Annotated in this window: 23 protein-coding genes, 1 other RNA gene and 1 riboswitch; of the genes, 20 read left to right on the top strand and 4 right to left on the bottom strand. The window is 41.1% G+C overall.

Going from position 1 to position 22758, the window contains the following annotated elements; translation table 11 throughout:
* Window positions 1–5 precede the first annotated feature (5 nt).
* The 4 genes from asnS to BN1609_RS02410 all read left to right on the top strand — a co-directional run bounded on the left by asnS (window position 6) and on the right by BN1609_RS02410 (window position 3287).
* Window positions 6–1298, top strand: a complete 1293-nt coding sequence (asnS, locus tag BN1609_RS02425) for an asparagine--tRNA ligase (protein ID WP_088815303.1) — start codon at window positions 6–8, stop codon at window positions 1296–1298.
* A 124-nt stretch (window positions 1299–1422) separates the two neighbouring features.
* The gene (locus tag BN1609_RS02420; protein ID WP_088840472.1) at window positions 1423–2136 is read left to right on the top strand and encodes a DnaD domain-containing protein; all 714 of its coding nucleotides are present in this window, start codon (window positions 1423–1425) and stop codon (window positions 2134–2136) included.
* A gap of 7 nt (window positions 2137–2143) precedes the next feature.
* Window positions 2144–2803: an endonuclease III gene (gene nth, locus BN1609_RS02415; RefSeq protein WP_088840471.1), complete on the top strand. Its 660-nt coding sequence runs from the start codon at window positions 2144–2146 to the stop codon at window positions 2801–2803.
* Window positions 2796–3287: a YpoC family protein gene (locus tag BN1609_RS02410; protein ID WP_088840470.1), complete on the top strand. Its 492-nt coding sequence runs from the start codon at window positions 2796–2798 to the stop codon at window positions 3285–3287. Before nth ends, BN1609_RS02410 begins: the two co-directional genes overlap by 8 nt.
* 37 nt (window positions 3288–3324) lie before the next feature.
* Here the strand turns inward: BN1609_RS02410 and BN1609_RS02405 are convergent, their stop codons facing one another.
* Both BN1609_RS02405 and recU read right to left on the bottom strand, forming a co-directional pair.
* Window positions 3325–5847, bottom strand: coding sequence for a PBP1A family penicillin-binding protein (locus BN1609_RS02405; RefSeq protein ID WP_088808581.1), 2523 nt, complete (start codon window positions 5845–5847; stop codon window positions 3325–3327).
* A 19-nt stretch (window positions 5848–5866) separates the two neighbouring features.
* Window positions 5867–6481, bottom strand: a complete 615-nt coding sequence (recU, locus tag BN1609_RS02400) for a Holliday junction resolvase RecU (protein ID WP_088808582.1) — start codon at window positions 6479–6481, stop codon at window positions 5867–5869.
* 205 nt (window positions 6482–6686) lie between these two features.
* Between recU and BN1609_RS02395 the strand changes: the two genes are divergently transcribed.
* The 13 genes from BN1609_RS02395 (at window position 6687) to BN1609_RS02335 (ending at window position 17211) form a co-directional block, all read left to right on the top strand.
* On the top strand, window positions 6687–7055 hold the full coding sequence (locus BN1609_RS02395; RefSeq protein WP_088808583.1) for a DUF1798 family protein: 369 nt from the start codon (window positions 6687–6689) through the stop codon (window positions 7053–7055).
* On the top strand, window positions 7052–7600 hold the full coding sequence (locus BN1609_RS02390) for a DUF1273 domain-containing protein (RefSeq protein ID WP_088808584.1): 549 nt from the start codon (window positions 7052–7054) through the stop codon (window positions 7598–7600). The genes BN1609_RS02395 and BN1609_RS02390 overlap by 4 nt, the downstream gene beginning before the upstream one ends.
* Window positions 7601–7715: 115 nt before the next feature.
* Window positions 7716–8054 (top strand): cell division regulator GpsB, encoded by a 339-nt coding sequence (gpsB, locus tag BN1609_RS02385; RefSeq protein ID WP_088808585.1) that lies wholly within the window; start codon window positions 7716–7718, stop codon window positions 8052–8054.
* A 34-nt stretch (window positions 8055–8088) separates the two neighbouring features.
* Window positions 8089–8574: RNase P RNA component class B (rnpB, locus tag BN1609_RS02380), an RNA gene on the top strand.
* A 137-nt stretch (window positions 8575–8711) separates the two neighbouring features.
* Window positions 8712–9854 carry a class I SAM-dependent RNA methyltransferase gene (locus BN1609_RS02375; RefSeq protein WP_088808586.1) on the top strand — a complete coding sequence of 381 codons (1143 nt, stop codon included), beginning with the start codon at window positions 8712–8714 and terminating at the stop codon, window positions 9852–9854.
* 6 nt (window positions 9855–9860) lie between these two features.
* Window positions 9861–11369, top strand: a complete 1509-nt coding sequence (locus BN1609_RS02370; RefSeq protein ID WP_088825310.1) for a carboxypeptidase M32 — start codon at window positions 9861–9863, stop codon at window positions 11367–11369.
* Between the two features lie 40 nt (window positions 11370–11409).
* Window positions 11410–11511, top strand: a riboswitch (purine riboswitch).
* Window positions 11512–11590: 79 nt separating this feature from the next.
* Window positions 11591–12184 (top strand): xanthine phosphoribosyltransferase, encoded by a 594-nt coding sequence (locus BN1609_RS02365; protein WP_159458132.1) that lies wholly within the window; start codon window positions 11591–11593, stop codon window positions 12182–12184.
* Window positions 12174–13484, top strand: coding sequence for a nucleobase:cation symporter-2 family protein (locus BN1609_RS02360; RefSeq protein WP_088808589.1), 1311 nt, complete (start codon window positions 12174–12176; stop codon window positions 13482–13484). Before BN1609_RS02365 ends, BN1609_RS02360 begins: the two co-directional genes overlap by 11 nt.
* Window positions 13485–13591: 107 nt before the next feature.
* Window positions 13592–13861, top strand: a complete 270-nt coding sequence (rpsN, locus tag BN1609_RS02355; RefSeq protein ID WP_088815116.1) for a 30S ribosomal protein S14 — start codon at window positions 13592–13594, stop codon at window positions 13859–13861.
* A 593-nt stretch (window positions 13862–14454) separates the two neighbouring features.
* Window positions 14455–15354: a helix-turn-helix domain-containing protein gene (locus tag BN1609_RS02350; RefSeq protein ID WP_088840469.1), complete on the top strand. Its 900-nt coding sequence runs from the start codon at window positions 14455–14457 to the stop codon at window positions 15352–15354.
* Between the two features lie 193 nt (window positions 15355–15547).
* Entirely contained in the window at window positions 15548–16423 is an 876-nt protein-coding gene (locus BN1609_RS02345) for a 5'-3' exonuclease (protein ID WP_088808592.1), read from the top strand.
* A 14-nt stretch (window positions 16424–16437) separates the two neighbouring features.
* Window positions 16438–16821: a DUF1801 domain-containing protein gene (locus BN1609_RS02340; RefSeq protein ID WP_088815118.1), complete on the top strand. Its 384-nt coding sequence runs from the start codon at window positions 16438–16440 to the stop codon at window positions 16819–16821.
* A 21-nt stretch (window positions 16822–16842) separates the two neighbouring features.
* Entirely contained in the window at window positions 16843–17211 is a 369-nt protein-coding gene (locus BN1609_RS02335; RefSeq protein WP_088808594.1) for a hypothetical protein, read from the top strand.
* A gap of 48 nt (window positions 17212–17259) precedes the next feature.
* Here BN1609_RS02335 and BN1609_RS02330 read toward each other — a convergent pair whose 3' ends face one another.
* Both BN1609_RS02330 and cspD read right to left on the bottom strand, forming a co-directional pair.
* Complete coding sequence (locus tag BN1609_RS02330) at window positions 17260–17646, bottom strand: ribonuclease HI family protein (protein WP_088808595.1); 387 nt, start codon at window positions 17644–17646, stop codon at window positions 17260–17262.
* Window positions 17647–17759: 113 nt separating this feature from the next.
* Complete coding sequence (gene cspD, locus BN1609_RS02325; protein ID WP_088808596.1) at window positions 17760–17960, bottom strand: cold-shock protein CspD; 201 nt, start codon at window positions 17958–17960, stop codon at window positions 17760–17762.
* A 354-nt stretch (window positions 17961–18314) separates the two neighbouring features.
* On the opposite strand from cspD, the gene mntR reads away from it, so the two are divergent.
* The 3 genes from mntR (at window position 18315) to BN1609_RS02310 (ending at window position 22751) form a co-directional block, all read left to right on the top strand.
* The gene (gene mntR / locus BN1609_RS02320; RefSeq protein WP_088808597.1) at window positions 18315–18743 is read left to right on the top strand and encodes a transcriptional regulator MntR; all 429 of its coding nucleotides are present in this window, start codon (window positions 18315–18317) and stop codon (window positions 18741–18743) included.
* 139 nt (window positions 18744–18882) lie between these two features.
* Window positions 18883–20565: a formate--tetrahydrofolate ligase gene (locus BN1609_RS02315; protein WP_088808598.1), complete on the top strand. Its 1683-nt coding sequence runs from the start codon at window positions 18883–18885 to the stop codon at window positions 20563–20565.
* A 311-nt stretch (window positions 20566–20876) separates the two neighbouring features.
* On the top strand, window positions 20877–22751 hold the full coding sequence (locus BN1609_RS02310) for an ABC-F family ATP-binding cassette domain-containing protein (RefSeq protein WP_088840468.1): 1875 nt from the start codon (window positions 20877–20879) through the stop codon (window positions 22749–22751).
* The last annotated feature ends 7 nt before the right edge of the window (window positions 22752–22758 follow it).

Genomic DNA, 22758 nt, shown 5'->3' with positions numbered 1-22758 from the left:
ACATGGTGAAAATTACAATTAATCAAGTGAAAGATTATGTAGGACAAGAAGTTACAATTGGTGTTTGGCTCGCAAATAAACGTTCCAGCGGCAAAATTGCCTTTTTACAAATGCGTGATGGAACTGCCTTTATGCAAGGTGTTGTTGTGAAGGCGGAAGTGCCAGAAGACATTTTCACACTGGCAAAAGGCATGACGCAAGAAACGAGTTTTTATGTAACGGGGGTCATTCAAGAAGATAGTCGTTCTTCGTTTGGCTATGAAATGACTGTTCAAAATATTGAAGTGATTTCAGAAGCACACGATTATCCGATTACACCGAAAGAACATGGTACGGAATTTTTAATGGACCATCGCCATTTATGGTTGCGTTCCAATAAACAACACGCGATTATGAAAATCAGAAATGAAATTATCCGCGCATCTTACGAGTTTTTCAACAAAGAAGGTTTTATTAAGGTGGATCCGCCAATTTTAACAGGCAGTGCACCGGAAGGCACAACGGAATTGTTCCATACGAAATATTTTGATGAAGATGCTTATTTATCGCAAAGTGGACAACTTTACATGGAAGCAGCCGCAATGGCACTTGGAAAAGTGTTTTCATTTGGTCCAACATTCCGCGCTGAAAAATCCAAGACGCGTCGCCATCTTATCGAGTTTTGGATGATTGAACCAGAAATGGCCTTCTATACGTTAAAAGATAGTCTTGAAGTGCAAGAAAAATATGTCGCATTTCTTGTAAAATCCGTTTTAGACAACTGCGCTATTGAACTTGAACGTCTTGGTCGTGATACAGCCGTTCTTGAAAAAATGACGGCGCCATTCCCGCGGATTACGTATACAGATGCGATTACACTTCTTAAAGAAAAAGGTTTTGATGATATTGAATGGGGCGAAGATTTTGGTGCACCGCATGAAACCGCGATTGCCGACAGCTTTGAAAAACCTGTCTTCATCACGCATTATCCAAAAGGCATCAAACCTTTCTACATGCCAGAAGACCCTGAAAACAGCGAAGTCGTTCTCTGCGCGGATTTAATCGCACCAGAAGGATACGGCGAAATCATCGGTGGTTCCGAGCGTATTCACGATTTAGATTTAATGCTTTCTCGTGTAAAAGAATTCGGTCTAGATGAAGAAGCTTACAGCTGGTATATCGACTTGGCACGTTACGGTTCCGTACCGCATTCTGGTTTTGGACTTGGATTAGAGCGCACAGTAGCTTGGATTTCTGGCACTGAACACGTTCGCGAAACCATTCCATTCCCACGTCTATTGAATCGTTTATATCCATAAAAATAAATGACATGCAAAAATAGCGAAACCCAGAAGGTTTCGCTATTTTTATGTCCCAAATGAAACTTTCCCGCATTTTCTTATTTTTTTCGTCTATGCTATAATTTTATGTGAGGTGTTTTGGATGGAAAAAAATGAATTAAGTGCGTGGATGACAGAAGGCTTTGTCACATTACCGCAAATTCTTATTAAACATTATACGAAATTAAATATAGACGAAACGGAATTTATGCTTGTTTTGCAAATTGAAGCGTTCCGTGTGAGCGGGAATTCGTTTCCTAGTATTAGCGAGCTGGCCGAGCGAATGGGGACATCATTTGAGCGGGTGACGCGATTGCTCGAATCGCTTGTTAGGAAGGGCAACTTGGCCATTTTAGCACAGGAAAATAAGCTGGCTCATGAGGTTTATTCTTTAGAACCGTTGTATCAAAAACTTGCCGCTTTTTTAGCAAATGAAGAACTTACGAATCAAAAGGAAGCGGTTAACGAGGCAGAAACGCATATTTACCGCACGTTTGAATCCGAGTTTGGTCGGCCGCTCTCCCCGCTTGAAGCCGAAATGCTATCGGGCTGGTTGGACCAAGATCACTTTGCTCCGGAATTAATTCGTGAGGCGCTAAAAGAGGCGGTAATTTCACAGAAACTCAATTTTCGTTATATCGACCGGATTTTATTAAACTGGAAAAAAGAGCAAGTGAAAACGGTAGAAGACGCGCGACGTATTGCTGAAAATTTCCATCAGAACGGGCGAACTGGAATTACGACAAATCGAAGTGATATTCAAAAAAGTAAGGACTCCATTCCGCTGTATGACTGGCTAGAAAATCGAAAAGGGTGATGGACACGTGTTAAATAAAAAGCAAACGGTAATGTGCATTCAGGAAATGGCAAAAATGTTTCCTAATGCGCATTGTGAGCTCGTACATAAAAATACATTCGAGCTTTTAGTCGCAGTTGTACTATCCGCACAGTGCACAGATAATTTAGTAAATAAGGTCACGGCTTCTTTGTTTGAAAAATATCATACGCCCGAGGATTATTTGGCGGTTCCACTTCAAGAGCTAGAAGATGATATCCGCGCAATTGGGCTTTACCGCAACAAAGCAAAAAACATTCAAGGTTTATCAAAGCGCTTATTAGAAGTATTTAACGGCGAAGTACCAAGCACACATGCGGAATTAGAAAGCTTACCTGGTGTCGGCCGAAAAACGGCGAATGTCGTCTTATCAGTCGGATTTGGCGTCCCTGCAATGGCCGTAGATACACATGTTGAGCGCGTTACAAAACGCCTCGGAATATGCCGCTTAAAAGACTCTGTTGTCGAAGTGGAAGAAACTTTGAAACGTAAATTGCCTGAAGAGATGTGGTCAGATGCGCACCACGATTTGATTTTCTTTGGACGCTATCATTGTAAGGCGAGAAAACCAGAGTGCCCAACATGTCCGCTCCTTTTTATTTGCCGTGAAGGGAAGAAACAAGCGAAAGCGAGAGGTTTTGATGGTTAAATTTCAATATGTCGAGGAACTCCAGCACGTTGCATTTCCTGCGCCGAACGTGAATATCAACGCCTTTGACGAAGAATCGATATTCGTTGCGGGCTGTCCTTTTTGGCAAGAAACCTTATTTTATACGAAAAACGAGGGTGTGCAACCATGGGCAAATGATGCCGAAAAAGCCTGCCGTAAACTCACCAAACAAATGACAGCCATTCTAAGCGCCATGGAAGCAAAATTTCGCGCACATGAAAAGCCCGACTCCTACCTCGTTCAAGATGCACTTGGCATTTTCTTGTCCATTCTTTTTTGGAGTAACAGAAAGCCTGTCCGATTAGAAAATTTAAATGAAGCGCTAAGCGAACTGTCCATTAAGCCGCTAAATCTTGAAGAACGACTCGAATATTGTCTAATGCGCGCCCATACATTTCCAGGATTTAAGCAATTAAACGAGCTTTTGCTAGAACAGCGAAAATTAATTGCTAAGCATAAGTAAAAAAAGAAGTATAGCAGATAGCTATACTTCTTTTTTATTAGTTACTTGGAGGATCCCCATTGGCGTTGTCCCCGTTATTATTGCCAGGATTATTTCCATTCTGACCGTTATTGTTTGTCGCGTCGTCATTTGCGCTAGCATTTGCAGGTATTGCAACAGATGTTGTCGCGGCGCTGCTTCGTTTATTATCCTTTATTGCTACAACGCTAATGTTGACCGTACTTCCCGGGCTCATTCCACTAACCGTAATCGAAGTGGTTGTGACCGTTGATTTTTGACCATTTACGGTCACTTCATAAGTGGCGCCTTCAACAGCTCCCCAACTTGCGGAAACTTGTTTAGTTGCTGTATTGTAAGATGCTGAGATGCCACTTGGTGCTGCAAGAGGTTTATTTTTTTCCTCTTCAGCCTTCTTCTTCTCTTCCTCAGCTTTTTTCTTCGCTTCCTCTTCAGCTTTCTTCTTCGCTGCTGCTTCCTTTTCTTTATCCGTTGTTGAAGCCGTTTTGCTTGGTGCTGTACCAGCAATAAATAACTCATTCGTTACTTTGTCGCTTGGCGTACCAGCAGCCGCACGAACAGGAGGATTGGAGCCTTTTAGAATCGGAATAGATACAACGTTACTAGGTGCTTTAAAGTCGGCAGTTGTTTTATTAGCTGAAACATGGCTCATTAATTTACTAAACATGCGTTGCGATATTTTTTGCTCATCTGGAGATAAATAATTTTTCAAGCTGTCATAACCAGTCCAAACGGCGATGGTGTAATTCGTTGAGTAGCCAGCGAACCACGCATCACGTGCCGCACCACTTGGATAATAGTATTTACTTTGTGCCGCAGCGTCAAAGTTCGTTGTCCCTGTTTTACCAGCGACTGGAACACCAGGAACAGCTGCACTTGTACCAGTACCCATCGTTAAAACATCTTTTAAAACATCAGAAGTCATATAAGCAGTAGATTCCTTCATTGCCACTTCGCTTTTCGGTTCCATATCAATCGATGTATCGCCATCAGATAGGACGATTTTGGTTACCGTATGAGGTTTGGTATAAATCCCTTGGTTCCCAAAAGCCGCGTAAGCACCAGCCATTTGAAGAGGATTCGACTCATTAGCACCAATCGCATAAGACTCATAGAACTCTTTGTAATTAAAGCCGAGTCCATCAGTGAAGGCTTTTGCCTTATCAAGTCCAACCGCCTGTAATGTCTTAAGCGCCGGAATGTTACGTGACTGGTAAAGGGCTTGCCGAACTGTTATAGGTCCTTTATAGCCAAAGTCCCAGTTGTTAATTTTAGAGCCCCCCGTGTACGTATACGGTGCGTCATCTAAAATTTGAGCAGTAGACCAATTTAAATATTCGAAAGCAGGACCATAATCAGCAATTGGTTTCATCGTCGAACCAACTTGGCGTTTAAGCTGCGTCGCATAATTGTAACCACGTGTAACATTCTCTGCCTGATTTCGCGAACCACCTATAGCTTGCACACGGCCGTTTTTCGTATCCTGTAACACAAGACCAGCTTGCATCTTATCATCCGAATACTGTACGATTTCGTTCGTATTTAACATTTTTTCCGTATACTGCTGGGCATCTTGATCAAGTGCCGTATAAATCGTTAAACCATCCGTGTAAACATCATATTCTTCCGGAATTTCACTTAAAACTTGTGTGACGTACGCATCATATTTGTACGTTTTTTCCTCACGTTCTTTTTGAGAACGCAAGCCGTCTGAAATAGGGGTTTGTTGGGCTTGTTCCATTTCTTGCTTCGTAATTTTATCATGGTTGTACATGTTTGTGAGTACTAAATCACGACGTTTTTTCGCCAGTTCTGGATCGTCATACGGATTGTAGTTGTTTGGACTTTGCGGCATACCAGCAATTAAAGCCGTTTGCCCTAAATTCAAGTCCTTCAAGTTTTTTCCGTAAAAATGTTCAGCCGCCGTTTCCATACCATGAACTCGGTCAGACATATACACTTTGTTGACGTAAATTTCAATAATATCATGTTTGCTATATTTTTCTTCAAGTTGAAGAGCTAAATAAGCTTCTTGCGCTTTACGTGCAAGTGTCTTGTTGGTGTAATCCAGATAGCTCATTTTAATGATTTGTTGCGAGAGCGTACTTGCTCCTTCCGCACCAAAGCCATTTTTAACATTCGCGATAACGGCGCCACCTAAACGAATAGGGTCGAGACCATCATGCGAGTAGAAACGCGAATCCTCTGTAGAAAGAATTGCATTTTCCAGCTGTTTTGGAATATCTTTATACTCAATATACTCACGGCGTTCTGTACCGATTTCTGCAAAGACCTTACCATCTTTATCTAAAAGTTTAGAAGATAGCGGGTCACGCAATTTTGAATCAGTGAGTTCAGGCGCGTCTTTTGCATAGACGTAAAATAAAGATGCACCAGCAGCAATACCAAAGAACGCAAAGAATAGAGCCACGAAGAATATGGATTTAAAAATCGTTTTCGCGATATTTTTTTTTGGCTTTTTCGGCTTAGCATTTGTCTTTTTGCTGCGATACTCTGATCTAGTTTGCGGTTTTTCTGCCATTCATTTTTCTCTCCTTTAATCAAATCGAACTAAAAAAGTGTGAATCTAAAATACTCAAATAGTCCAACCTTGGATTTAGACCATAGGGAATCAGTGTCGAATGCACTTTTAGCTCAGCAAGCGTGATAGATTTACGCCCACCATCTTGCATTCTTTCCCAAAACGGCAAGAAAGAGTCAAAACTTGTTAAATAAACTTCCCCAAGTGAGCTAAAAGAGGTAATGACAAAAGCAAAACCACCTTGGTTTAAAACTTGTTTCATGTGCTCCATTTGATGGGGATGAAAATTACTTAACGGAAAAGAAGTTTTGTTTTTTGTTTCTTTCGCTTCAAAATCAAGATACTTTCCTTGATAGACGCCGTTATAGTCTGTTGTTGACGGCTGCTTGAAATAGGCTTCTTTAATTGTCGCGCTACTTCGTTTTGGATAGTCAACTCTCACAATTTGAACAGGGGTGGGTTTCTTGTGAATCACTGCCCGTTCATGTGCCAAATAATAGGCATTGGTTTCATTTAAATCTTCCTCAAGCGACATACCACGTTTCCCGTAGTTTGTTTGCGGCTTCTTTTTTACAGGGGACTGGCTATTTTGATGCAGCAGATTTTTCTTTCCATTAGGATAGCCAATTGCCATATGCTCACCTCAATTATGATTATTATTCAAAATGAACCATTCTTTATTATACCAAATTAAAATGAAAATGATAGTAAATTTTGGCTAAAGCGCATACGAAAGCCTTTTCTGCTTAGTAAAAAGCGCCTTTAAAGCAGAGAAATGTTTTAAAAAGCGACTTTATGTTATCCTAGTTTAATAGAAACTTTAGGGAAAGGTGCTAAATATGGACAAACTTGTCGCGCAAACAAAGGCGCTTTTACAACAAAATGAAGAAAATTTCAAACGCTATTTAGCCAATCAAAAAGCGCAGGAAGACTTTGATTTTTATCAAGATATGAAGCCGTTTGTTGATGCCGCTAAAGAAAAATGTGAGCAATTTTTAGCGCTTGCGGTTCCTTATGTGAACAAAAACAGGCCGCTTTATTTAACAGAAACGCAACTTTTGCAGTGCACTCAGAATATTCAAATGACCGCTGTCAATTGTTTTAATGGAAAATCCTTTTATAAACATTTTCATGATCATTATGAATCATCTAAGTATACACTAGAACGCATGTTAACTGCATTAGAACGAGGTGAAAATTTAGAGTGAAATCGATTGCTATCTCGGGCTATAAGAATTTTGAATTAGGTATTTTTAAACGTGATGCCGAGGAGGCCAAGTATATCCAATTGGCGCTAAGGAAAAAATTGCTTTCCTATATAGATGAAGGTTTGGAGTGGGTCATTATTTCTGGGCAGCTTGGAACCGAGCTTTGGGCCGGGGAAGTGGTGCGTGACTTGAAGCAAGAATATCAGGTTCAGCTGGCGATTTTAGAGCCATTTGTTGAGCAGGCGAGTAACTGGAATGAGGCGAACAAACTGTGGTATGAGGAAGTCGTTGCCGCAGCAGATTACCGGGCCTATATTACGGAGCGACCGTATGAGAATCCTGGACAATTCGGCATGCGCGACCAGTTTATCATTGAAAACACAGAAGGCGCGCTCTTGCTTTATGATTTTGAGAAGGAAGGGTCCCCCAAATTTTTTTATGAACGGGCAAAGCACTTTTCGGAACAAAATGAGTACGCGCTCACACTAATTGATTTTTACGAGTTACAAGAAATCGTCGCCGAAACTCAAAATGATTTTTTCTAAAAAAGAAGGGTTTACATTGACAAATGTTATTAGATTTGGAAGAATAAGGATATAGATTTATTAATTAACTCGATGAAGAAACAATCATGAAATGAATAAAATTGAGGTGGATATTATGGCTGAGGAACAATTTGATTATCACTTAACAGCAAAAGAAATTTTAGAAAAAGCGTTTAAAACTGGCTTGCGTGGCTATAATCCAGAAGATGTGGATGAGTTTTTAGATATGGTCATTAAAGACTATGGAACGTTTACACGTGAGATTGAAGCTTTACAAGCGGAAAATATTCGCCTTGTGCAAGAGCTTGATAGTGCATCTGTAAAATCAGAACCGACAAGAAGTGCGTACCAAGCGCCAGCGCAAACAGCAGGTGCTACTAATTTTGATATTTTAAAACGTTTATCAAATTTAGAAAAACATGTTTTTGGAAATAAGCTAGACGACGGCGAATAAATGTGATAGTATCAGCTAGTAGAAAATTTTATTAACGTTCGGATAATCGCTGCGTTATGCAGAGGAAAGTCCATGCTCGCACGGTGCTGAGATGCCCGTAGTGATCGTGCTTGGTGAAACCATAAGCCAAGGCAAACTGATGCCAGTTTGACGGCAGGTGAATGACCTAAGTCTTTTAGATATGGTCATTGTACCTTGAAAGTGCCACAGTGACGGAGTCCTTTTAGAAATAAGAGGAGTGGAACGAGGTAAACCCCACGAGCGAGAAACTCAAACAATGGTAGGGGCACTTTTCCCGAGTAAATGAATGAGGGAAGAGACACCTTTTAAGATTGTCCATAAATGGTAAGATTCTAGAAAAAAGTGAGCACCGTACTGGAGCGTATTTTTATACGTGAACAGTGGTGCGCAAGCTTTTGACAATGAAGGTTGCTATTTATGGGCAATCTGGGTGTAGATAGATGATTATCCCTTTACTGTAACCCTGTAAGCAGTAGAGGACAGAACATGGCTTATAGAACGTTAATAGCAGGATGAAAATGAACAATTAAGGCTGTTTCAAAGGGCCACCGCATTCTTTTAATGCCTTTTACGTGTTACGTAGATGTCCTTTTGAAGCAGTTTTTTTCTTGGATAAAATAAAAAAGGATGATGACGATGAACGAATTTAATCTTGTAGCTACCGCTGCATCTGGACTTGAAGCCATTGTCGGCAAAGAAGTGAAGCGGCTGGGCTACGAACCAAAAGTTGAAAATGGGAAAGTATTTTTCAGTGGGGATAAAAGCGCGATTGCTCGTGCCAATTTATGGCTGCGCGTAGCGGACCGGGTCAAAATTGTCGTCGGTGAATTCAAGGCGACCACATTTGATGAGCTATTTGAAAAAACAAAAGCTTTGCCGTGGGAAAATTATTTACCGCTTGATGCGGCGTTTCCAGTTTCCGGTAAATCCGTTAAATCAACGCTTTTTAGCGTGCCGGATTGTCAGGCGATTACGAAAAAAGCGATTGTGAATCGGCTTAGTGAAAAATACCGGCGGAGTGGAAGGCTCATGGAGACGGGGGCGCTTTTCAAAATAGAAGTGTCGATTTTAAAAGATGTTGTGACGCTTACGATTGATACGAGCGGAGCTGGCTTACATAAACGTGGCTATAGAACGGCTCAGGGCGGTGCTCCGCTTAAAGAAACGATGGCAGCAGCACTTGTTTTACTGACGAGCTGGCACCCGGACCGTCCGTTTTATGATCCGGTTTGCGGCTCCGGCACGATTCCAATTGAAGCGGCGATGATTGGGCAAAATATTGCGCCTGGATTTAATCGCGATTTTGTATGTGAATCATGGGACTGGATGCCCAAACAGATTTTTAAAGATGCGCGAAATGAAGCGGAAACCCTTGCGAATTACGACCAGCCACTTGATATTTTAGGGGCGGATATCGACCACCGTTTAATCGAAATCGCGAAGCAAAATGCGGAAGAGGCAGGGCTCGCTGATTTAATTTCCTTTAAACAAATGCAAGCAAGTGACTTTACGACTGAAAAAGAATATGGCGTTGTCGTGGCGAACCCGCCTTATGGTGAGCGTTTAGAAGACGAGGAGCAAATTCGAATTCTTTACAAGGAAATGGGCGAAGCATACGCAAAAATGCCAACTTGGTCGGTATATGTACTCACGAGCTATGAAAAATTTGAAGAAGTTTACGGAAAAAAAGCAACGAAAAAACGTAAATTATATAATGGTTATTTGCGAACGGATTTATATCAGTATTGGGGACCACGAAAACCGAGAAATAAGGAGTGAGTGACAATGTCAGAATCCATTTATGAAATTGAAAAAGAGTTTTTGGCTTATGTGAAACGCAAAGAAGCGCTTAGCGAGGCGCTCAATTTAGTTTATTGGGATATTCGCACGGGAATTCCGAAAAAAGGCGCGGAAGCACGTGCTGAAGTCATTGGCGTGCTTTCAGAAGACATCTTTAAACTCGAAGTCTCAGAAGAAATGGCGGCGTTTATTGCCGCTCTTACGCCGCATAAAGACGAGTTAGGAGAAGTGGCACGTAAGACGCTTGAAGAGTGCAGTCGTTTATATGAACTCAACAAAAAAATTCCTGCAAAAGAATTTGCTGCTTATTCCAAACTTGTTGCGGATGCGGAAAACGTTTGGGGCGAAGCCCGTGCGGAAAACAATTTCGCGAAATTCGAACCACTTTTAACCCAAATTGTCGCGATGAAACGAAAGTTCATCGAGTATTGGGGCTACAAAGCGAATAAATACGACACGTTGCTCGAGCAATATGAGCCGGGTATGACGGTGGAAACGCTTGATGCCGTGTTTGGGAAGTTAAGAAGCGGGATTATGGATTTGCGCAAAAAAATGGAGCAAGGCGAGGTACCAAGCAGCAAGCCACTTCAAGTGAATATCGCAAAAGACATTCAAAAAACGTTTAGTGAACGTATTTTGCAAAAAATGGGTTTTGACTTTGACGCAGGCCGCTTAGATGATACGATTCACCCGTTCGCCATTGGGTTAAATGTGAATGATGTGCGGATTACGACACGCTATGCCGAAGATAATTTCAAAATGGCCGTGTTTGGCATCATTCATGAAGGTGGGCATGCCATTTATGAACAAAATTTTGACCCGAAACTTTCGGGTACACCGCTCTCAGAAGGCGCTTCAATGGGCATTCACGAATCGCAGTCGCTCTTTTATGAAATCATTCTCGGCTCAAGCTTCGCCTTTTGGAAGAGCAATTTTAAAGACCTTGCTGAACTGGCTAAACCTGCGTTTGATGCGGTGTCGCTGGAGGACTTTTACCGCGCGACGAACATTTCTGAAAGCTCACTCATTCGAATTGAAGCAGATATTTTAACGTATCCGCTGCACATCATGATTCGCTACGAGCTAGAAAAAGCTCTCATGAACGGCGAACTTGAAGTGGCCGATTTAAGAGAGGCATGGGCGAACAAATACGAAGCCTACCTTGGCGTTCGCCCTGAAAAAGATAGCGATGGCGTCTTGCAAGACATTCACTGGGCAGGTGGCGATTTCGGCTACTTCCCGTCTTACGCGCTCGGCCTTATGTACGCCGCCCAGTTCTTCCACACCATGAAACGTGAAATTCCGAATCTTGATGCGATTATCGCAAGCGATGACTACACGGAAATTCGAAAATGGCTTACAAAAAACGTCCATCAATACGGGAAGCTAAAGAAACCGCTTGAAATTTTGCAAGATACAACAGGCGAAAGTTTAAACCCCGATTATTTGTTAGATTTATTGAATGAACGTTACAAATTTGTTTACAAGTTCTAAAAAAGCGATTGACCAAACGAAAACCGTTCGTTATAATGGAAAAATAATTAAATGAAGCACTTATATAATAATTGTGATATGGACAATGAGTTTCTACCCGGTTGCCGTAAATAACTGGACTATGAGTGATAAGCGACAATCAGCACAGCTGGTTTATTTTGCCTATCTCTCTAGCCGGGAGATAGGTTTTTGTTGTCTTTAAAATGAAGGGAGAACTTGTTTTGAAGTTATTAGAAGACTATATTTTGGAAAAAGGGACGGTTTTAGAAGGTGATGTGCTGAAGGTCGATGCCTTCCTGAACCACCAAATTAATCCCCGCTTAATGCGCGAAATCGGCAATGAATTCGCGGAACATTTTAAAGGTCGCGGTATTACAAAAATCGTCACCATCGAATCATCAGGTATTGCGCCCGCTGTATTCGCTGGGCTTTTCCTTGATGTCCCCGTCATTTTTGCGCGCAAGAAAAAATCCGTCACGTTGAAAGAAAATTTATACACGGCGGACGTCTATTCGTTTACAAAAAAAGAAACCAATTCGATTTCCATATCGCAAAGCTTTTTAACGAGTGAGGATACAATTTTAATCATCGACGACTTTTTGGCAAACGGACAAGCCGTTCTTGGTTTACTTGACATTGCCAAAACGGCAAAAGCAAAAGTTTCAGGCATCGGCATTGTCATCGAAAAATCATTCCAAAAAGGACGCGCTTTACTAGACGAAGTAGGACTAGAAGTACTCTCACTAGCTCGAATCGCCTCACTTGAAAATCAAACGATTCGCTTTATTAGAGAGGAGAATGGCGATGTTAAATAAAGGCAGAATGGCCGCACTCGGCTTTCAACACGTACTGGCAATGTATGCTGGCGCAGTTATTGTCCCACTCCTCATTGGTGGGGCGCTCGGCTTTAACGCCGAACAAATGACGTACCTCGTTTCCATCGACATTTTCATGTGCGGCATCGCTACGCTGCTCCAATTAACCGTCAATCGTTTTTTCGGCATCGGCTTGCCAGTTGTACTTGGCTGTGCAGTCCAGGCGATAGCGCCCATCATTTTAATCGGGCAGGAAATGGGCATTTCTGCGATTTACGGCTCCATCATTGCGTCAGGCCTCTTTGTTCTTCTTATCGCGCCGTTCTTTTCAAAAATTGTGCGCTTTTTTCCACCAGTCGTAACGGGTTCGGTCGTGACGGTGATAGGCTTAACGCTCATTCCGGTGGCGATTAACAACCTTGCAGGCGGACAGGGCGCAAAAGATTTTGGCTCGTTTTATAATATCGGCTTAGGATTTGGCACGCTCTTGCTCATTATTTTAGTTTATCGATTCGGTAAAGGATTTACGAAAGCTATCGCCGTGTTGATTGGGCTTGCCTGTGGTTCGCTTGCTGCCGCGATTTTAGGTGGTATCAATTTAGCCCCCGTTAAAGAAGCAGACTTTTTCCATCTCCCGCAACCATTTTACTTTGGTATGCCGACTTTTGAATGGCCAGCAATTGTGACGATGATTTTAATCGCACTCGTCAGCATGGTTGAGTCCACAGGCGTGTATTTCGCACTGTCTGACATTACGGGTCGCACGCTTGATAAAAAAGATTTAACACGTGGTTACCGCGCAGAAGGGCTAGCCATCATTCTCGGCGGAATTTTCAACACTTTCCCGTACACAGGCTACTCCCAAAATGTTGGTTTAGTGCAATTATCTGGGATTAAAACACGTAAAGTTATCTATGTCGCCGCCGGATTTCTAATAATCCTCGGTTTGATTCCAAAAATTGGGGCAGTGACAACCATTATTCCAACAAGTGTTTTAGGTGGTGCCATGGTTGCGATGTTTGGTATGGTCGTTGCCCAAGGAATTAAAATGCTAGGTAAGGTGAATTTCACGTCGCAAGAAAATTTGCTTATTATTGCGTGCTCCGTCGGTGTTGGACTAGGCGTTACCGTGGTACCAGATCTATTCCAAAACTTTCCATCTTTCATTCAACTTTTCACAAGTAACGGTATTGTTGCTGGAAGCTTTACGGCAATCAGCTTAAATATTATTTTTAATATGTTACCAACACGCAAAAAAGAAGCAACAGAAGAGTTAGAGTGGCAACAGGTTAACGACTAATTTTCTTAAAGCAACCTCATTTGGGTTGCTTTTTTAGTTGACTTTTTTGTAGAAAAGCGTAAAATGTAAAACGTAATGATTCCTATTTATAGAAATGAGGAGAAACGATGGCTAAAAAATCGAAGGTAGCAAAATATGAACGACAAAAAGCATTAGTTGCTAAATACGCAGAATTGCGGCGCGAGTTGAAGGCTGAGGGACGCTACGAAGAACTTCGGAAATTACCGCGTGATTCATCGCCAACGCGTTTGCATAACCGCTGCGAATTAACTGGTAGACCACATGCATATATGCGTAAATTTGGCATGAGTAGAATCCGTTTTCGCGAACTTGCGCATAAAGGACAAATTCCTGGCGTCAAAAAAGCCAGTTGGTAAAATTATACAGGTGAAAATTGACGACAAACGGCAATTTTCGTTGTTAAAGCTTCGTTCTATCACACGTGGTCGGATAGATTGCGATTTCCAGTATGTGCTGCTTTAGTCTGATTTTACGTGTGTTTGGAGTTTTCCTACATGCTAGGACTGCTGCTTTCTTGTAGCAGTCTTTTTACATAGACAGCACAAAAAAAGCCGAACATAGTCCGGCTGGCTGTTATACTTGTATGAAGTTATACAGCAAAAAAAGATGAATGAAAACAAATAACTACGATAGTGCGTCAGAGAAATGATGCTTGATTCAGTATTAACATATTTTCAGATTGTATTAGACAATTTATAAATAAAATAGTATACTAAAACCAAAGATTTACAAAATTGTCGTGACATGTCAGGCTATTTAATTCCGATTCATCCACGTCATCTTACGAATTAAGTAGCCTAAACACTTGGGGAAAGAATTATACAATAATGAAATAAACTAGTACTGAAGCTAACATTTTCTCACCTCCCTGACAAATACAGTTTATCACACAAAATATACTGACTTATTAAAAAGCAACTTATAAAAACATAAAAAGGATGCGATGGAGATGACAGAAAACAAAAATAAGTTAGCAGTCGGGAAAACTTTAAAAAGCATACGCACAAGTATTGGATTGAAACAAGTTGATGTTTATACGGATATTATGTCGCGAACACATTTACAACGCCTCGAAAACTGTACTCAAACACCTAGTTATCCACTACTTTTAGATATTTTAGAACGATTTTCAATGGATTTATCTGAATTTGAGTATATTCGAAATGGTTATGCCCATTCTCATATACAAGAGATTTTTAATGAATTCAGAAGGCTTGGTTCAACGCTTAACAAGTCAGGATTTCAAAACTTAATAAGTAAAATTGAAGCATTGCAACATAATGGTAATAGTGACACATTTTTAAATCATTTAAAGTCTATATTATTTGGCTACATGGAACTCCAAGAATCCCAAAATATAAATACCGCTCGGCATCACTTTGATGCTGTCTGGCAAGATTTGAAAAATAGGGAAACGTGGTATTACAATGATATTGTATTAATGTCTAACATATTCTATATTTTTGCTGAAGAGCCTATGAGCTTAATCTTGCAGCGACTGAATAAATTTTATGATAAGTATGCTGGTTATAGAGATATTGATAAGCTTAGTCGAACTACTAAATTTAATTACTGCACTTTGCTAAGAGTGAACGATAGAATTCTAGAAACTAAGCCGATTATTGAGGAAGTTCTAGAGGACGCGAAAGAAGCTCATGATTGCGTTTTAATCCTAAGCTGTAAATTTATTTTAAATCAGATCTACTTTCTTGGCGGCGAGCATCAAAGTACATTCGATGAAGTGAAAAAGATTATTCAGTCTATGCGTGTATTAGGCGAGGATTTGATTGCGGATGATATGTTGAAAGACTGGGAGAAGCTTATAAAAAACAGCAAAATCCCGTTATGAACTAGAACCGTTTGGAACATAAATTTCCATTTACCAAAGTGAATCAAGTAGTGGCAACCAAAGATGGCTTTTCATTAACCAAAACCGTGAAGAAAGTGATTTTCTTCACGGTTTTTATGTTTAGCTAAGATTTATGTTCTGGCCTCTTCTTTTATGGTAAAATTGAAGTAATCATGATAAAAGGAGTCACGAAATGGAAACTAAACAACCTAATTTACTTGTTGTGGACGGTATGGCGTTACTTTTTCGCGCTTTTTACGCCACAGCGGTAAGCAAACAATTTATGTATAATGAAGCGGGGCTACCGACCAATGGCGTACAAGGAATGTTACGCCACATTTTTGCAGCGATGCGCCAAAGTCAGCCAACACATGCGGTGATTTGTTGGGATATGGGCGCACAGACATTTCGTAATGAACTTTTTGACGGGTATAAAGCGGGGCGAACTGCACCACCTGATGAGATGATACCGCAATTTGATTTGGCGAAGGAAGTCGCAGAGGCTTTTGGGTTTGTCAATATCGGTGTCCCCGGTTTTGAGGCAGACGACTGTATCGGGACGATTACGACAAAATTAACGTCAGATTTAAACACAACGGTTTTAAGTGGCGATAAAGATTTGCTGCAACTTATTCACTCGAAAAATGATGTGTGGATTATGCAAAAGGGTTATGGCAACTATAAGCGTTACGACGAAGCCACTTTTTATGAAGAAATGGGAATTACACCTACGCAGTTTGTTGATGTAAAGGCGCTCATGGGCGATACGTCAGATGGTTACCCGGGCGTGCGCGGTATTGGTGAAAAAACAGCTTTAAAACTTATCCAAGAATTTGAATCGGTAGACGGTGTTTTAGCCAACCTCGACAAATTGAAACCCGCCCAACAACAGAAAATCGCAGAGGATAAAGAGATGCTGTTCTTGAGTCAAAAATTAGCAGCGATTCATACGGACGTGCCGCTTGAAATCGATTATGATCGCTGTTTATTCCGCGGATTTTCAAAAGAAATGAACGATGCAGTGTTGCATTACGGGTTAAAAACCGTCGAGCGCGATATTCAGTTATAAGGAGTGACAAACAGATGCAAGCGATTTCTGTAAAAGAAAAATATGCGACCTATACGCCTCTTGAACAAGTGAAATTGCTTGAAATTCGCAGTATCTTGTTTGAGGTGGCGGCTTTAGTTGATGGGGATGCCGTTTTACAAGAGGACTTAAAATGGGGACAACCGAGCTATGCGCTAAAAGGCGGGACCCCAATTCGGCTTGATACATTTTCTGATAGTCAAGTGGCCATGTTTTTTCATTGCCAAACGAATTTGATTGAAAATTTCCGGACGATTTTTGGAAATGAATTGTATTTTTCTGGAAATCGAGCCATTGTATTTGATATTTCTAAGTCACTTCCTGAAAAAGCCATTCAATTTTGTGCAGAAGCTGCCTTTACTTATCATAAAAAGAAATAGAGTTTAGTTAGAGGTGATAAGATGACAACATTTCGTAAAATAACAGTTGAGGGGCAAAAATTTTTATGGAAGTACTCTTTTGATGATTATGACTATCAAAATGATTCGTCTTTAATTATTAAAAGTGCGGATACAAATGGGAAGTTGCTTATTTATTTTAGGACGGGAAAATGGGATAGCGGCTATTGTCCGTTTAACAAAGGGGTTCCAGCTTTATATCAAGGTCAGCGCATCACAATTAATCTTAATCAACCTCGTTTTATAGCAGAAATAATCGCGTATGTGCGAGAACAATTAGATTTGAAACTTTTACTAGGAACGGTAGAATTGGACAATGGGATTGAACTACTCCGTGATATCGGCTACGTGTTCGACTATCAAAAGCAGTAAAAAAATCAGGCTCTTGAAAACCATGAAGGGAAGCAAGAGTCTGATTTTTTATTTTTCCGATTGAATGGCTTGGCGGGCTAGTTCGTCGGCTTTTTTATTTTGGGCGACGTTACGGTAATTGATATAGAAAAGTGGAACTTGTTCGGCGAGCTTTAAAATGGCGTCTAGATGCGGCTTGAATAATGGGTTTTTGACGTAGTTTTTTTCAACGCTGTCTAAGACGATTTTTGAATCGGTGTAGATGCGGATAAATTCCGGGTTGTGTGTGAGCGCGAGTTCTAGGCCAAGTTTGCAGGCGATAAATTCGGCTTCATGATTGGTTAGGATACCAATTGGAATGGCATGTTGCTCGTAGATTTGATCGGCTTTCAAAACGATGCCTGCACCGCTTAAACCTGGATTTCCGGAGCTCGCGCCATCAACAAAAACGTCCATCTGATACATTCCTCCTTGGATGCATTTTCTTCCCTATTATATTTTCTTCTTTATAAAAATGCAAAAATAAAAAGCCGGCTAAAAGCCAGCTTGTCCGTGTCAAAGTCATCACATTAAATTTTTTCTACATTTGCCGCCTGTGGTCCACGATTACCTTCTACAACTTCAAAGGAAACTTCTTGACCTTCTTCTAAAGATTTGTAGCCATCACCTTGAATCGCTGTGAAATGTACGAAGATATCTTCGCCGCCGTCTGTTTCGATAAAACCATAACCTTTTTCATTGTTAAACCATTTTACTTTCCCATTTTGCATTGAAATAAATCCTCCAAATCTTGGCCCTTTTAAAGAACCTTTCTGTCATACAAGAAAGTCTTATACGATACTTTTAATATAAACCAAAGTACCTATAGAGGTCAAGAGAATTTTTAAAAAATTCTATAATCTTCTGACTTGTAAAGGTTTTCTTTTTTGTTTTTTATCATTATTCTTGAAATCAGCATCAAACGAAGCGACGAAAGTACTAAAACTTACAAACTAATATTTGTTTACTGTGCGTTTTTTTCAAAAAGAAAAAGTTTTGTCAGAAAAAGGGGTAAATGCTTTGTGAAACGAGGAAGAGTGTAGTACAATTTGTATGTGAAAGAAATTGAGTTGGAGGGTAGTGCTATGCCAACACCTAGTATGGAAGACTATATTGAGAAAATCTATTCTCTGATCGAAAACAAGGGTTATGCGCGTGTTTCGGATATTGCTGACGAACTTATGGTGCATCCTTCTTCGGTTACGAAGATGGTACAAAAACTTGATAAAGATGGCTATCTTGTCTATGAAAAGTATCGTGGCCTGATTTTAACGCCGAAAGGTAACAAAGCAGGGAAACGACTACTCGAACGCCATACTTTGTTGGAAAGTTTTTTACGTACGATTGGCGTAAAAGAAGAGCATGTTTATGAAGATGTTGAAGGAATTGAGCATCATTTAAGTTGGAATTCAATTGACCGAATTGGCGATCTCTTACAGTTTTTTGAAGAGAACGAAGACGCACTGAAAAAGCTTCGAGCGCTGAATTCAGCTGACTCGGAAAAAGATGAGTAAGGTAACACGGAATTGTAAATGTAGCTGCGCAATCAAATTTCCGTTCAGTAGTTTCTTACTGGCCGATTTTTTCGGTGCCTAAAAAGGAAAGGGTTTACATTTTACAATTTCTCATTATACATATATGGAGGGGAATAGAATGACGAAAGAAGTAAAATCAGACATCGAGATTGCACTCGCAGCAAAGGTAAATCCTATTATAGAAATTGCGGAAAGTATCGGTTTAGATGAACAGGATTTAGAGCTTTATGGTAAAACAAAGGCCAAGTTGACCTATGAAACCATCCATTCATTAGAAAATAAAGAAAACGGGAAATTAATTTTAGTTACGGCGATTAACCCCACACCCGCGGGTGAAGGGAAATCAACCGTGACAGTTGGTCTCGGGGATGCTCTTTCGAGAAAAGGGAAGAAGACGGTGATTGCACTTCGTGAGCCGTCGCTTGGTCCAACAATGGGAATTAAAGGCGGGGCAACTGGTGGCGGTTATGCACAAGTTGTGCCAATGGAAGATATCAACTTGCATTTCACTGGTGACTTTCATGCGATTACAACGGCAAATAATGCTTTATCGGCATTTATCGATAACCATATGCAACAAGGCAACGATTTGAAGATTGATCAACGACGCATCGTTTGGAAACGTGTGGTGGATTTAAATGACCGCGCACTTCGTAAAGTTATTGTCGGTCTTGGCGGTCCCGTTCAAGGGATTCCACGCGAAGATGGTTTTGATATTACGGTTGCGTCTGAAATTATGGCGATCATTTGCTTAGCGACAGACTTAAAAGATTTGAAGCATCGTTTAAGCGAGATCGTGATTGGCTATAACTATGCACGGGAGCCAATTACAGTCGGAGAACTGGGCTATGAAGGGGCTTTAACGTTACTTTTAAAAGATGCGTTAAAACCGAATCTTGTGCAGACATTAGAACATACACCGGCGATTGTGCACGGGGGACCGTTTGCGAATATCGCACATGGCTGCAACAGTATTTCGGCAACCAAAACGGCGCTTAGGCTCGGCGAATTTGTTGTAACTGAAGCAGGATTTGGCGCAGATTTAGGCGCAGAAAAGTTCTTAGATATTAAAGTGCCTTCTTTAGGAAAAGCACCAGATTGTGTGGTCATTGTCGCAACAATTCGCGCACTTAAAATGCATGGTGGTGTAGCGAAAACCGAGCTTGGGGCAGAAAATGTGGACGCACTGAAAGCTGGTTTTGCTAATCTGAAAAAACATACAGAATCCATTGGGGAATTTGGTTTGCCATTTGTGATTGCCATCAATAAATTTGTGTCAGACACAGATGCAGAAGTGCGTGCCCTAGAAGAACTCTGCCAAGCAAATGACATCCCATTCTCGCTTACAGAAGTTTGGGAAAAAGGCGGAGAAGGTGGGCTCGAACTTGCCGAAAAAGTGATTGGTGAAATTGAGAAAGGCACAGCAAATTATACACGCCTTTACGACGATGCTGAATCCATTGAAGCGAAACTTGAAAAAATTGTTACGAAAATTTACGGCGGCATGGGCGTCGAACTCTCCACGAAAGCGCAAAAACAAATTGTTGATTTCAAAAAATACGGTTGGGATCGCTATCCAATTTGTATGGCGAAAACACAGTATTCACTTTCTGATGAGCCAACGCTACTTGGTCGCCCGGAAAACTTTACGATTCATATCCGCGAATTTATTCCAAAACTAGGCGCAGGTTTCATTGTTGCTCTAACTGGCGATGTTATGACCATGCCTGGTCTTCCGAAAAAACCAGCGGCACTGAATATGGACGTTGATGAAAACGGAAATGCAATGGGATTATTCTAAGCTAGAAAGACGCGATTTTCGCGTCTTTTTTGTATGCAAAAAACGACGAAACTACTTGAAAAACCAGCGTTGTTAGCGAAAATACAATAGTTGCGAAAACGTAGATTGGTTGAGGGGATTGTGTTAAAATAAATGGACGGAGAAGCGAAGATAGTTATTTTGCACGCTACTAAAATTATAAACCACTGTCTTAAACAGATTCTGCCGAAGGGGCTGTTCCAACACGTCCCTCTTTCATTGAAAGTTTTTTTACGTATACGCGGTTGGATATGCTAGAATAGATAATACAAACCTGAATAGGATGAGGATAAATGAAACAACTAAAAGCGATGAATATAACCAAGACGTTTGGAGATAAAACGCTCTTTGAACAAGTAGATTTGACAATTTCAGAAGGTGAGCGCATCGGTCTAATTGGCGTAAATGGTACGGGTAAATCCACCTTTTTAGATTGTCTTGCAGGGGTTTCAAGTGGGGATACAGGAGAAATTGTGAAAGCGAATGATTATACAATTGGCTTTTTAAGACAAAATCCCCCTTTAGATGAAAATGCAACGGTTTTAGAAGCGGTTTTTGCGGGAGAAACACGAAATTTACGGGCGATGCGGGAATATGAAGAAGTTTTGCTTGCCATGGAAGAAAATCATAGTGAGGCTATTAATGAGCGTTTTGCGCGGGCACAGGCGGAGATGGACGCGACGAATGCATGGGATATGAACACCGAAGCGAAGACGATTCTCGACCGACTTGGCGTCACACAATTAAAAGCAAAAATTAGTGAGCTTTCTGGTGGCGAACGAAAACGTGCGGCGCTGGCCCAAGTATTAATTGAAACGCCCGATTTACTCATTTTAGATGAGCCGACGAACCATCTGGACTTTGCTTCAATCAAATGGCTAGAGGACTTTCTTTTGCGCTTTAAAGGCGCCGTTTTAGTTGTGACGCATGACCGTTACTTTCTGGATAGGATTACGAATCATATCGTTGAACTCGACCGCGGCAAGCTTTACCGCTACGTAGGCAACTATGAGAGTTTCATGGAATCTAAAGCGGTTCGGATGGAAAACGAGGTGCGAGAGTCGGAAAAGAATCGCAATTTATATCGCAAAGAGCTTGCTTGGATGCGCCGCGGGGCGAAAGCGCGTTCTACGAAGCAGAAGGCGCGTAAGGATCGTTTTACGGACTTGGAAGATAAGGTGATGACGAAGGCGGACGATACGAAACTAGAGCTGGATTTCAAGACGAGTCGCTTAGGAAATGATGTGTTTTTACTTGAACATGTGGCGAAGCGTTTTGACCAGAAAGTGATTTTATACGATTTTAATTTATTAATTGCTCCGGGTGAAAGGCTTGGGATTACTGGGCGAAATGGCACGGGGAAGTCAACTTTGCTCAACATGCTTGCAGGAGAAATTTCGGCAGATGCGGGAGATGTGACGACGGGGCAGACAGTGCAAATTGGCTATTATACGCAGCAAAATACCGAACTTGATCCAGATAAGCGGCTAATTACTTTTCTACAGGAAATTGGAAATGAAGTTAAAACGATGCAAAATGAAACAATTAGTGTGAGCGCCATGCTTGAACGCTTCCTTTTTCCAAAAGAAACGCACGGTAAATTGATTGCTTCACTTTCAGGTGGGGAAAAGCGGCGCCTCTTTTTACTTAAAATTTTGATGAGCGCGCCGAACGTTCTATTACTCGATGAACCGACAAATGACTTAGATACAGAAACTTTGACCGTTTTGGAAGACTATTTAGAAACGTTTAATGGGACTGTCATTACAGTCAGCCATGATCGCTACTTTCTTGATAAAACGGCTTCCAAATTGCTTGTGTTTCAAGGCGCTGGCGTCGTCCAAGAATATTACGGGATGTATAGCGAGTATTTGCTTTTGGAAGAACAAAAAGAAATTAAGCCAACCGTTCGAAAAGTGCAGGAAAAACCTGTAGCTGAAACGAAAGAAAAAGTGCGACTTTCTTATATGGAGAAAAAAGAATGGGCCGGTATTGAAGAAGCCATTGCCACAAAAGAAGAGCTCGTCGCGAATTTGAACGAAGCTTTACTTGAAACAGGTGCCGATTTTACGAAAGCTCGCGAGTTAAGTGAACAAATTGAAGCAGGAGAAGCCGAATTGTTACATTTGTACGAGCGTTATGAATATTTATCGCAATTTGCGAATTAGGAGTGGG

Source organism: Listeria sp. ILCC797, from assembly GCF_900186185.1.
Taxonomy (GTDB): domain Bacteria; phylum Bacillota; class Bacilli; order Lactobacillales; family Listeriaceae; genus Listeria; species Listeria goaensis.
This window is presented reverse-complemented; position numbering and strand designations above follow the sequence as displayed.